The 11237-nt window shown below is 71.1% G+C and carries 16 protein-coding genes; 4 read left to right on the top strand and 12 right to left on the bottom strand.

What is annotated here, in order from left to right:
* Positions 1–2 precede the first annotated feature (2 nt).
* Complete coding sequence (locus tag Aau02nite_RS07865; protein WP_212987651.1) at positions 3–830, bottom strand: MerR family transcriptional regulator; 828 nt, start codon at positions 828–830, stop codon at positions 3–5.
* Positions 831–864: 34 nt separating this feature from the next.
* Complete coding sequence (locus Aau02nite_RS07870; protein WP_212987652.1) at positions 865–1815, bottom strand: SDR family NAD(P)-dependent oxidoreductase; 951 nt, start codon at positions 1813–1815, stop codon at positions 865–867.
* A 91-nt stretch (positions 1816–1906) separates the two neighbouring features.
* On the opposite strand from Aau02nite_RS07870, the gene Aau02nite_RS07875 reads away from it, so the two are divergent.
* Entirely contained in the window at positions 1907–2974 is a 1068-nt protein-coding gene (locus tag Aau02nite_RS07875; RefSeq protein WP_212987653.1) for an ATP-dependent DNA ligase, read from the top strand.
* Positions 2975–3040: 66 nt separating this feature from the next.
* Positions 3041–4612 carry an alpha/beta hydrolase gene (locus tag Aau02nite_RS07880; protein WP_246594975.1) on the top strand — a complete coding sequence of 524 codons (1572 nt, stop codon included), beginning with the start codon at positions 3041–3043 and terminating at the stop codon, positions 4610–4612.
* Here the strand turns inward: Aau02nite_RS07880 and Aau02nite_RS07885 are convergent.
* A complete protein-coding gene (locus tag Aau02nite_RS07885) occupies positions 4563–5018 on the bottom strand; it encodes a potassium channel family protein (protein WP_212987654.1) in 456 nt (151 codons plus the stop codon). The genes Aau02nite_RS07880 and Aau02nite_RS07885 overlap by 50 nt on opposite strands.
* A gap of 65 nt (positions 5019–5083) precedes the next feature.
* Here Aau02nite_RS07885 and Aau02nite_RS07890 point away from each other — a divergent pair, with 65 nt between their 5' ends.
* On the top strand, positions 5084–5548 hold the full coding sequence (locus tag Aau02nite_RS07890; protein ID WP_212987655.1) for a GNAT family N-acetyltransferase: 465 nt from the start codon (positions 5084–5086) through the stop codon (positions 5546–5548).
* A 3-nt stretch (positions 5549–5551) separates the two neighbouring features.
* On the opposite strand, the gene ligD is transcribed toward Aau02nite_RS07890, so the two are convergent.
* From ligD to Aau02nite_RS07905, 3 genes are all read right to left on the bottom strand, one after another.
* Positions 5552–6577, bottom strand: a complete 1026-nt coding sequence (ligD, locus tag Aau02nite_RS07895; RefSeq protein WP_212987656.1) for a non-homologous end-joining DNA ligase — start codon at positions 6575–6577, stop codon at positions 5552–5554.
* 77 nt (positions 6578–6654) lie between these two features.
* The gene (locus tag Aau02nite_RS07900) at positions 6655–7194 is read right to left on the bottom strand and encodes an LPXTG cell wall anchor domain-containing protein (protein ID WP_246594976.1); all 540 of its coding nucleotides are present in this window, start codon (positions 7192–7194) and stop codon (positions 6655–6657) included.
* A 114-nt stretch (positions 7195–7308) separates the two neighbouring features.
* Positions 7309–7797: a PH domain-containing protein gene (locus Aau02nite_RS07905; RefSeq protein ID WP_212987658.1), complete on the bottom strand. Its 489-nt coding sequence runs from the start codon at positions 7795–7797 to the stop codon at positions 7309–7311.
* Positions 7798–7874: 77 nt separating this feature from the next.
* Here Aau02nite_RS07905 and msrB point away from each other — a divergent pair, with 77 nt between their 5' ends.
* A complete protein-coding gene (gene msrB / locus Aau02nite_RS07910; RefSeq protein ID WP_212987659.1) occupies positions 7875–8285 on the top strand; it encodes a peptide-methionine (R)-S-oxide reductase MsrB in 411 nt (136 codons plus the stop codon).
* Here msrB and Aau02nite_RS07915 read toward each other — a convergent pair.
* From Aau02nite_RS07915 to Aau02nite_RS07940, 6 genes are all read right to left on the bottom strand, one after another.
* Positions 8278–8784 carry a dihydrofolate reductase gene (locus Aau02nite_RS07915; protein ID WP_212987660.1) on the bottom strand — a complete coding sequence of 169 codons (507 nt, stop codon included), beginning with the start codon at positions 8782–8784 and terminating at the stop codon, positions 8278–8280. The two genes, msrB and Aau02nite_RS07915, sit on opposite strands and share 8 nt — an antisense overlap.
* Positions 8781–9578, bottom strand: coding sequence for a thymidylate synthase (locus Aau02nite_RS07920; protein ID WP_212987661.1), 798 nt, complete (start codon positions 9576–9578; stop codon positions 8781–8783). The genes Aau02nite_RS07915 and Aau02nite_RS07920 overlap by 4 nt, the downstream gene beginning before the upstream one ends.
* Positions 9579–9686: 108 nt before the next feature.
* The gene (locus Aau02nite_RS07925; RefSeq protein ID WP_212987662.1) at positions 9687–9941 is read right to left on the bottom strand and encodes a hypothetical protein; all 255 of its coding nucleotides are present in this window, start codon (positions 9939–9941) and stop codon (positions 9687–9689) included.
* Between the two features lie 74 nt (positions 9942–10015).
* Positions 10016–10228, bottom strand: a complete 213-nt coding sequence (locus tag Aau02nite_RS07930) for a DUF397 domain-containing protein (RefSeq protein ID WP_246594977.1) — start codon at positions 10226–10228, stop codon at positions 10016–10018.
* 61 nt (positions 10229–10289) lie between these two features.
* Positions 10290–10895, bottom strand: a complete 606-nt coding sequence (gene wrbA, locus Aau02nite_RS07935) for an NAD(P)H:quinone oxidoreductase (protein ID WP_212987663.1) — start codon at positions 10893–10895, stop codon at positions 10290–10292.
* A 35-nt stretch (positions 10896–10930) separates the two neighbouring features.
* Positions 10931–11206: an isoamylase early set domain-containing protein gene (locus Aau02nite_RS07940; RefSeq protein ID WP_212987664.1), complete on the bottom strand. Its 276-nt coding sequence runs from the start codon at positions 11204–11206 to the stop codon at positions 10931–10933.
* Positions 11207–11237 lie beyond the last annotated feature (31 nt).

Here is an 11237-nt window from a genome sequence, read left to right on the forward strand (position 1 = left end):
GGTCAGGGACCCACGGGCTGGGCGACGTGCACAAACGGGTCGGAGCCGGCGATCGTGGGCCAGTGGGCCAGGTAGACCTCACGGACGGGCGCGCTCAGCACCAGGCCCTCGGCGTCGACGTGCCGGGCCAGGGTCTCGTAGGCCTGCATGATCCGCGGGTAGAAGCAGTCGTCGCGGACGACCGTGGTGTAGAGCTCGGTGTGCGCGGGCTCGAGCCGGATCACCATCGTGCCCGCCGGCTCGGCCGCCCCGGTGAACGGCACGCAGACCTCGACCGTGGCCTCGCTGTCCGGCGTCACGAAACCGTGGTAGATCACCCAGTGTGCCGCGGTGGTGGTGGCGCCGGCCAGCTGGTCGCGTACCTGCCACTGCAGCTCGTGGATGGTCCCGGCGAGTCCCTGCTGGTCGGTGGCCCGCCGGATGGACGCGACCTTGGTGGCCGGCACGTCCCGCCGGTGCACCTCGTACGCCAGGGCCGGCTGGGTGGCCGCGGCGAGCTGGACGCGGAGCCAGCCGATGCTGCCCCGCTTGGCCGCCGTGGCCTGCTCCTGGGCCGCCCACCAGCGGTCGAGGCGCTCCACGGCCTCCTCGTCGTTGCCGGCCAGCACCTCGGCGACCACGGCGAGCGGCATGTCGAGGCGGCGCAGCAGGCTGATCCGGCGGGCCCGGTCGAGCTGGCTCACGGCGTACCGGCGGTAGCCGCTGGCCGGATCCACCTCGGCCGGCGGCAGCAGGCCGGACAGGTCGTAGAGACGCAACGCCTTGACGGACAGGCCGGACCGGCGGCCGAACTCGCCGATCGTCAGCCCCCGCAGCTCCCGCACGGTCATGGGGACGAGTGTGCACCCCGCCCCTGGGGAAGACTCAAGACCCGCGGCGCAGCCGGCGTACGCCGACGGCCACCGTGGTCGAGGCCAGCACCGTCGCGGTGGCGGCCAGCGCCGCGACCGGCAGCCGGCCCCAGCGGGCCGGTCCACCCTCGACCCGGCCGGCGGGCCGGAAGACGTTGCCCGCGTCCGGCACGGCCCGGCGGCGGCTCAGGCCCAGCCGGCCCATCATCGGCCCGACCAGCGCGTCATAGACCGGTGGCATGGTCTTGAAACCGAGCTCGGCGAATCTGTTCGCCGCGCCGACCGACAGTTCCCGGCGGGGACGGTCGGCGAGCCGCAGGATTCCCGCACCCATCCGCTCGGCGGAATCCACCGGCGGCGGCGGGCGGCCCACGAAGCCCGCGTAGTTGGCCGCGCTCGTGTAGATCGGCGTGTCCACGCTGCCCGGCACGAGCTGGCAGACGTTGATGCCGGGCGCGTCGCGGGTCTCCTGCCGCAGGGTCCGGGCCAGGCCGCGCAGCCCCCACTTGGAGGTCACGTAGGCCGACATGTACGGCGCGGTGATGTGCCCGAGCAGCGACCCGCACAGGATCAGCGTTCCCGCGCCCTGGCGCCGGAACACCGCCAGCGCCGCGCGGGCGACGTTCGCCGAGCCGAGCAGGTCGGTGGTGACCACGTGGTCGAAGACGTCGGCCGGCACCTCCTCGAACTTGCCGTAGGCCATCACCGCCGCGGTGTCCGCCCAGACGTCGATGCGGCCGAACCGGTCGACGGCGGCCTCCGCGAGCTCCTCCACCTCCGCCCGGACGCTGATGTCGGTCGGCACCACCAGCGGGCTCCCGCCGCAGCTGGCGGCCACCTTCTCCAGATCGGCCAGGCCCCGGGCGGCGAGCACCAGCCGGTCCCCTCGCGCGGCGAAGGCCAGGGCCGCGGCCTTGCCGATCCCGCTGGACGCACCGGTCAGCACCACCACACGTGAGGTCATCGCCCACCCATACCCGGCGATCGGCCCGGCGAACTCGATGGACCGGTGCGTCCGGGCTTCCTTTCCCGGCGCGAACGGGGAGACTGGGCCGATGGACCTGCCGATCAACCCGCCCGTGAAGCCCATGCTGGCCAAGCCGGTCGCGGACATCCCCGCCGGCCAGCTCTACGAGCCCAAGTGGGACGGCTTCCGGTCGATCATCTTCCGCGACGGCGCCGAGGTGGAGATCGGCAGCCGCAACGAGAAGCCGATGACCCGCTACTTCCCCGACGTCGTCCAGGCCGTGCTGGCCAACTTCCCGGCCCGGGCGGTGATCGACGGCGAGATCATCGTCGCCGACACCGAGCGCAACACCCTCGACTTCGAGGCGCTGCAGCAGCGCATCCACCCCGCGGCGAGCCGGGTCAAGCTGCTCTCCGAGCAGACCCCGGCCGGCTTCGTCGCCTTCGACCTGCTGGCACTGGGCGACGAGGACCTGACGACGCTGCCGTTTGCCGAGCGCCGGGCCCGGCTGGAGCAGTGCCTGGCCGACGCGAAGCCCCCGGTGTACGTCACGCCGGCGACCGACGACCTGGAGACCGCCCGGCGGTGGTTCGGCGAGTTCGAGGGCGCCGGGCTCGACGGGCTGATCGCCAAGGGCAAGGACCTGGGCTACGAGCCGGACAAGCGGGTCATGACCAAGATCAAGCACAAGCGTACGGCGGACTGCGTCGTGGCCGGTTACCGCGTGCACAAGTCCGGCGAGAACCGGATCGGCTCGCTGCTGCTCGGCCTCTACGACGAGCGCGACGTACTGGTCTCGGTCGGGGTCATCGGCTCGTTCCCGATGGCGGTCCGCGAGGAGCTCTTCACCGAGCTGCAGCACCTGGTCACCACGTTCGAGGGCCACCCGTGGAACTGGGCCGCCCACGAGCAGGGCGAGCGCACCCCGCGCAAGAACGAGGTCAGCCGCTGGAACAACGGCAAGGACCTGTCGTTCGTGCCGCTGCGCCCCGAACGGGTGGTCGAGGTCCGCTACGACTACATGGAGGGCCTGCGGTTCCGGCACACCGCCCAGTTCGAGCGCTGGCGCCCGGACCGCGAACCGCGCTCGTGCACCTATCAGCAGCTGGAGCGTCCGGTGCGGTTCCAGCTCGCCGATGTGCTGACGAGCCGCTGAGCCAGGTTGTCAGGCTTCTCGGCTAGCCTCGTGCGAGCAAGAGCCGATCGAGAAAGGCCGCGCACTGTGCCGCGTACCCCCCGCCTGGTCCTGGCCGCACTGGTCGCCGCGGTCATCGCGACCGCCGGTTGCACGCTGCCGGTCTTCGCCCCCGACGACCCCGACGGCGCCGCGCCGGTCACCACCGGCAGCCAGGCGCCGCCCGCGGTGCCCGGCACCCAGGCGCAGTGGGCGCCCTGCCCGGAGGTGCCGCAGCAGCTGGTCGGCCGGGCCGCGTCCGGCATGACCTACGACTGCGCCAAGGTGGCCGTGCCGCGCAACTGGGCCGCTCCGCAGTCCGGCGAGACCTACGACGTCGCGATGATCCGGATCCGCTCGGCCACGCAGCAGAACAGGATCGGCTCGCTGCTGATCAACCCCGGCGGCCCCGGCGGCTCCGGCATCGACACGTCGGTCTATCTGTCCTTCGGCCAGGCGCTGGGCGGGCTGCCCACCGAGGTGACCAACCGCTTCGACATCGTCGGCTTCGACCCGCGCGGTGTCGGCCGCTCGAGCCCGATCAAGTGCATCAGCAGCAAGGACCAGGACGCCACCTTCGCGGCCGCGCCGGATCCGCAGAGCGAGGCCGAGTTCCAGGAGGTCGTCGCGCTCAACAAGCGCGTGGCCGAGGGCTGCGGCCAGAAGTACGGCGCCCAGCTCCCGCTCTTCTCCACCGAGCAGGCGGCCCGTGACATGGACGCGATCCGCACGGCTGTCGGCGACGAGAAGACAACCTACCTGGGCTTCTCCTACGGCACCCTGCTCGGCGCCACGTACGCCCAGCTCTTCCCGGACAAGGTGCGGGCGCTGGTGCTCGACGGCGCTATCAACCCGAAGCAGGACTTCATCGCCGGCTCGGAGTCGCAGGCCAAGGGCTTCGAGCGGGCCTTCACCAACTTCACCACCTGGTGCAAGGCCACCGCGGCCCAGTGCCCGATCGCGCCCGACGCCCGCGGCGCGGTCACCGACGCCCTGGCCAAGGCCGAGGCGTCCCCGGTCGAGGGCCCCGACGGCCGCGAGGCCACCCCCGGGTGGATCTTCGTGGCGGTGATCTCGTCGCTGTACACGGAGTCCGGCTGGCAGCAGCTGGCCAAGGCGGTCGACGCCCTGCAGACCGGCGACGCGAGCGACATCTTCGACCTCGCCGACCAGTACGCCGACCGCAAGCCGGACGGCAGCTACTCCAACCTGTTCGACGCCAACCTCGCCGTGAACTGCGCGGACACCGCCGGCGCGCCCACGGTGGAGAAGATCCGCCAGCTGCAGGGCGAGTGGCGCCGGAAGTACCCGCTGTTCGGGGCGGCGCTGGCGATGGGCATGCTGCCGTGCACCTTCTGGCCGGGCACCCGGGACCCGTACCCGGCCGGTCCGGCCACCGGCGCGCCGCCGATCGTGGTGGTCGGCACGACCGGTGACCCCGCGACGCCGTACGAGAACACCGCCGAGCTGGCCAAGATGCTCGGCACCGGGCAGGTCCTCACCTGGGAGGGCGAGGGGCACACGGCGTATCCCAGCACCAAGTGCATCGTCGACGCAGTCGACGGCTATCTCATCGATCTGCAGGTGCCGAAGGAGGGGCTGCGCTGTCCGGCACGGTGATCCCCTCCCGGGCGGCCAGCTCTTCCAGCAGCTGACGCACCTGCCGCAGGTTGTTCTTCAGCTCCTCCTGCTCGTCGTGCTGGAACGCGTCGTGATCCACGATGAGCTTGCTGGCGAACTGGGCCGTGATCAGCGGGACGACGATCAGCACCATGACCGAGATGAGCAGGCCGGCCATCACCCGGCCCACGCCCGTCTTGGGCGAGAGATCGCCGTAGCCGACCGTCGAGGCGGTGACCACGGCCCACCACAGGGCGTCGCCGTAGGCCACGTCCTCGACGAAGTGGTAGATCACGCTGCACATCGCGATGAGCAGCGAATAGGACAGGATCAGCGTGGGCGGCGAGTTGGCGAGCCAGACCAGCCCGCGATAGATCCCCCGCACCGGGATCAACAGCAGTCGCATGCGGTCATCGTGCCCGGCCGTGGCCAGTCGGCGGCTCAGCCCGTCGGGCGTGTCAGGATGGCCGCGTGGCCCACGTGATCTTCCGCAGCGCGACCCGCGCCGACGTCCCGGCGATCCTCGAGCTGCTCATCGACGACGAGATCGCCCGCTCCCGGCAGCCGGCGACCACCCCCGAGGCCGTGGACGCGGCCTGCTGGGCGGCCTTCGAGGCGATCGACGCCGACCCGCGCAACGAGCTGATCGTGGCGGACGAGGACGGCACGATCGTCGGCACGTGCCAGCTCACCTTCACCCCGTCGCTCAGCCGGCGCGGGGCGGAACGGATGACCATCGAGGCCGTCCGGGTCCGCGGTGACCTGCGCGGGCGCGGGATCGGCCGGGCGATGATGGCCTGGTCGCTGCAGCGGGCCCGGGACCGCGGCTGCGGCCTGGCCCAGCTGACCACGGACAAGCGCCGCACCGAGGCCCACCGCTTCTACGCGTCGCTGGGTTTCGTGGCCTCGCACGAGGGTTTCAAACTCGCGCTGTAGTGGTCACCAGTTCGCCTCGTTCTTGCGGCTGGGCTGCACCCGCGGCGGCTCGCCGGGCATCTTCGGGTGGTCCGGCGGGTACGGCAGGTCGCCCAGCCCGGCCTGCTCGTCGCGCGCCGACCACTCCAGCAGCGGGGCGATGTCGTGGGCGACGTCGTCGATCCCGGCGTGCGGGTCACCGGCCTTGGCGAAGCGCTCGGGCACGGTCCGCAGGTCGAAGTCGTCCGGCTCCACGTCGGGCAGCTCGGCCCAGGTCACCGGCGTCGAGACGGTGGCCCGGGCGTTGGCCCGCAGCGAGTACGCACACGCGATCGTCCGGTCCCGGGCCGTCTGGTTGTAGTCCAGGAAGACCCGCTCGCCGCGCTCCTCCTTCCACCACGCCGTGGTGATCCGGTCCGGGCTGCGGCGTTCCACCTCGCGGGCCAGCGCGATCGCCGCCCGGCGCACGTCCACGAAGGAGTGGGTGGGGGCGATCCGCACGTACACGTGCACGCCGCGGCCGCCGGAGGTCTTCGGATAGCCGGTCCAGCCCAGTTCGTCCAGGACCTCGTGCACCACTCCGGCCGTGGTGATCACGTCGCGGAAGTCGGTGCCCGGCTGCGGGTCGAGGTCGATGCGCAGTTCGTCCGGCTGGTCGGGGGACGCGGCCCGCACCGGCCAGGGGTGGAAGACGATGGTGCCCATCTGCGCGGCCCAGGCGACGTGCGCGAGGTCGGCCGGGCAGAGCTCGTCGGCGGTACGCCCGCTCGGGAACGTGATCGTGGCGCTCTCGACCCAGGCCGGCACGCCCCGGGTGGAGATCCGCTTCTGGAAGAACATCTCCCCCTCGATGCCGTCGGGGAAGCGTTGCAGCGTCGTCGGCCGGTGGTCGAGCGCGCGCATGATGCCGTCGCCGACGGCCAGGTAGTACTCGAAGACGTCCCGCTTGGTGTAGCCCCGCTGCGGGAAGACGACCTTGTCGGGACTGCTCAGCCGTACCGGCCGGCCGGCGACCTCGACCTCGACGGCGGGTGACTTCGACGATGCCATGCAGAGACCTTAAGCCCGCGACGGCGAAGGCCGCCCCCGGAAGTTCCCGGGGACGGCCTTTCGAGGCGGTTCGCTGCTCAGGCGCTGCGACGACGCCGGGAGACGTACACGGCAGCCGCGCCGCCCGCGACCATCAGGCCACCGAGCGCGACGGTGAGGCCCATCGGCGCACCGGTGAGCGGCAGCGTGCCACCCGCGCTGACGCCGCCGCCCGGGGTGCTCTTGCTCGGCGCCGGGGAGGTCGCCGGGCTCTCGCCGCCCGGCGGGACGGTGTCGACGCTGGCGGTCGGCGTCGACGGGCTCGGCGACGGCGTCGGGCTCTCGCCACCGTAGCCACCGCTGCCGCGGGTGGGTCCGGTGCCGTTGTCGTCCGGCGTCGCGCCGTTGTCGTCCGGCGTGCCGTTGTCGCCCGGCTTCTCGTTGTCGGTGGAGCCGTAGTCGCACTTGTCGCCGCGCTGCGCCTCGGAACACGGCGTGGTCATCACGGCGGGCTGCTTGGCGCGAGCGGCGGACTCGTCGCCCGTCGCGGCGGCCGGGGCCCCGGAGAGGGCCAGAGCGGCGAGGACGGTGACGCCGGCCGCGGGAAGTCCAGCGGCCAACCGGCGCGTCAAACTCATGAAGGGATTCCGTTCTGTTGCGGTAAGTCCGTCTTGGTCCGGTGGGAGCTTAGCGGCTAATGCCGGGTTTGGTGGCATTACTCCGGCGAGTCCCCATCGAATAGGTGAACGGGCTCAGCTCGGCAGGCCGCCGAAGCGGTGACTGCGCCACAGATGGGACAGCGCGAAGACCTTGAGCTCGAACTGCGGATCGGCGGCGAACAGCTCACCGCTGTACGGCGCCTGCAACTGCACACTCGCGCCGGACTCCAGGTAGACGGAGACCACCGTGCGGGCCCCGCGGCGCTCGGCGCGCAGGTCCACGACGCGGCTCCACGGCTGCACACCCGCACCGAACGGGGTCACGGTCCGGATGCCGCCCGCGTCGATCTCGGTGCCCAGCCGCGGCCGCAACAGCACACCGGCCAGCGCACCGAGCAGCGGCGGGCCGAACGCCAGCACCGGCCACACCCACGCCGGCGGCGCGGCCGCCGCCGTCCAGAACAGGGCCACCATGGTGGCGAGCAGACCGGCCGACATCGCCACCACCGCGCCCAGCACGCCGAGGTACATGCCACGGGCGAGGGCCTGCTGCCAGGTGGGGCTGAAACGCGTCGCATCCATGACTGTTCAACGGCTGCGATGCCGGCCCGGCGGCGCACTGGCGGTGCGCCGCTGACGTACCGACGTACCGTTGGAGCATGGCAACTGACAAGACCACCCTGCCCACCACCGAAGAAGAGTGGCGGGTCCGCCTGAGCCCCGACGAGTTCCGGGTGCTGCGCCAGGGCGCCACCGAGCCGGCCTGGCGCGGCGAGTACGTCGACACCAAGACCGAGGGCACGTACGAGTGCCGGGCCTGCGGCGCCGCGCTCTACCCGAGCGACACCAAGTTCGACTCGCACTGCGGCTGGCCGTCCTTCGACGACGCCATCCCGGGCGCGATCAAGGAGATCGAGGACCGCAGCCTCGGCATGGTCCGCACCGAGATCCAGTGCGCCCGCTGCGGCAGCCACCTGGGCCACGTCTTCCGCGGCGAGATGATGACGGCGAAGAACACGCGGCACTGCGTGAACAGCTTGTCGATCAAGCTCGACCCGAAACCTATGTGACGTTTCCCGGGTTTTCCGCCGCGGGTGAGATCAGCTCTTCCACGGTGTAACGCACGCCGGTGTCCGACGTCAGCGTGTCGGCACCGGCGGTGACCTGCCATTCCGGCCCGAGCCGGGGGGCGAAGGTGTCACCCTCGACGGCCAGGTCGATGCGGGTCCGCACGATGTGCCCGGCGTACGGCAGCAGCGCGGTGTAGACCGCCGCCCCGCCCATCACCCAGAAATCGTCGTGGACCCGCAGCAGCTCGCCGACCGAGCCGAAGACCTCGGCCCCGGCGGCGGCCCAGCCCGGTTGCCGGGTCAGCACCACGTTGCGCCGGCCGGGCAGCGGCCGGACGCGCTCCGGCAGGGAATCCCAGGTGGCCCGGCCCATCACCACGGTCGCGCCCATCGTGCGCTCCCGGAAGATCTTCTGCTCGCCGGGCACATGCCAGGGAATGCCTCCCCTGGCACCGATGACGCCGCCCCGCGCCTCGGCCCAGATCATGTGGATCGTCATACCGCGACCGGCGCCCGCAGGGCCGGGTGGTGCTGGTAGTCGACCACGGAGAAGTGCTCGTAGGTGTAGTCGAAGAGCGACTCCGCCGGGGCGATCTCCAGCTTCGGGAACGGGTACGCGGGCCGGCTGAGCTGCTCGCGCACCTGCTCGACGTGGTTGGCGTAGATGTGGCAGTCGCCACCGACCCAGATGAAGTCGCCGGGGACCAGCCCGGTCTGCGCCGCGATCATCTGCGTCAGCAGCGCGTAGCTGGCGATGTTGAACGGCACGCCGAGGAACATGTCTGCGCTGCGCTGGTAGAGCTGGCAGGAGAGCCGGCCGTCCGCGACGTAGAACTGGAACAGCGCGTGGCACGGCGCGAGCGCCATCTCGGGCAGCTCGGAGACGTTCCAGGCCGAGACGATCATGCGGCGCGAGTCGGGATCGCGGCGCAGCGTGGCCAGCAGGTCGGTGATCTGGTCGACGTGGCCGCCGTCCGGGGTGGGCCAGGACCGCCACTGCTTGCCGTAGACCGGGCCCAGCTCGCCGTTCTCGTCGGCCCACTCGTCCCAGATGGTCACGCCGCGCTCGCGCAGCCAGCGGGTGTTGCTGTCGCCGCGCAGGAACCAGAGGAGCTCGACCGCGAGCGACTTGAAGTGCACCCGCTTGGTGGTGATCAGCGGGAAGCCCTGCGAGAGGTCGTAGCGCAGTCGCTCGCCGAAGAGACTGACCGTCCCGGTGCCGGTGCGGTCCGCCTTCGGGATGCCGGTCTCGAGAACCCGGCGCAGCAGCTCTTCGTACTGGGTGTCGACCATGGCGCCACGCTAGCGCCTCCGCCGCCCCGGAGCCGAGAGGGACCCGGGCGGCGGAGGTCACACAGGTTGCCAGATGTCACGATCAAAACCCAGGGTCAAAAACATGAGTCAATGAGCCCAGGACTCACTCATGGCCGAGATCTGCTGGTTGAGCTGCTGGAGGTCACGGTTCGGTTCCTCGCGCTGCTTCGCGGGGTCCACCGCCGAGAAACCGAGCTGAGTGCCGAGCTGCTGCCACCGGGCGAACAGGATGGACTCCATGAGCACGTCCTTGACGTCCTCGTGGGCTGCCTCGAGCTCATGCACGGCGGCCTCGTACCGCTCCACCTTTTTGAGCAGGTCAGAACTCTCGTGAATGGTCATACCGGCAGGCTACCCAGAAATGAACCTTATTCAGGTTGATATCCGGATACCGAGGTATGTCCGCCTACGCCACGCTACAGGTCGAACTCGCCGTCCTTGGCGCCGCCGACGAAAGCGTCCCATTCGTCCGGCGTGAAGAAGAGGACGTCACCGTCGGGCTTGCGGGAGTCGCGGACGGCGACGCCGCCGTCGAGCAGTGCGACCTCGACAGCGGCGGCGCCGGGCTGCGCGGAACCGCCGCTGCGGCGCCACACGGCGTTGGTCAGGTCAGCCTCGAACTTTTTCACGCCGCACAGTGTGCCAAGTCACGGCCGCGGACGTAAGGGCTGTAACCGGTACGGGTGTCGGTCAGTCCCTGAGCTTGCCGGCGACCTTGACGATGCGCTGGGCCAGGTGGTCCAACGCCGCGTTCTCCGGGTCACCCAGGGGGTTGTCGTTGTTGCCACCGGTGACGTGCGAGACGCCGTACGGGTTGCCGTCGGCGAACTTCAGCGGGTCGGTGTAACCGGGCGCGACGACCACGCCGCCGAAGTGGTAGATCGTGTTGTACAGCGCGAGCAGCGTCGACTCCTGGCCACCGTGCGCGGTCATCGAGGCGGTGAAGCCGGCGTACGCCTTGTCGGCAAGCAGGCCCTGCTGCCACTGCGGGCCCAGCGTGTCCAGGAACTGCTTGAGCTGGCTCGCCACGTTGCCGTACCGCGTGGGCGTGCCGAACAGCACCGCGTCCGCCCAGACGATGTCGTCGGCGGTGGCCTTGGGCTCGTCCTTGGTGCGGTCGAAGTGCTGGCTCCACGCCGCGTTCGAGGCGATCGCCTCCTGCGGCGCGAGCTCCGGCACCTGCCGCAGGCGCACCTCGGCGCCCGCCTTCTCCGCAGCCTGGGCGATCCGCTCCGCCATGCCGTGGATGGTGCCGGTCGAGGAGTAGTACACGACTGCGAGCTTCACGTTAGCCATCTGAGAATGCTGCCCAGGCTCCGACGGACGAAACGTCAGAGCACGAGTTCGCTGCCCTGCGGCCCGACCGCGTCGGCGTGCTCGTCGTCCAGCCAGACGCCGTCACTCGCGAGATAGCGGAAGCGGTAGTGGCCCGGCTCCAGCCGCACGGTGACCGTCCGGGTGCCGTCCCGCCGGTCCTTGAGCTCGTGCAACCCCGGCTCCCAGTCGTTGAACGTGCCCACCACGCTCACCGGTCCGGCCGGGGCGTCCTTGGGCAGGCAGAACGTCACCCGGGTCTTGTCGCCGAAGAGCTTGCTTCGCTTGATCATTCTCGCCTCCAGAGTGCACGGCTCCTCCTGC

Origin of the sequence: Actinoplanes auranticolor (genome assembly GCF_018332655.1) — a bacterium.
GTDB classification, from domain to species: Bacteria; Actinomycetota; Actinomycetes; order Mycobacteriales; family Micromonosporaceae; genus Actinoplanes; species Actinoplanes auranticolor.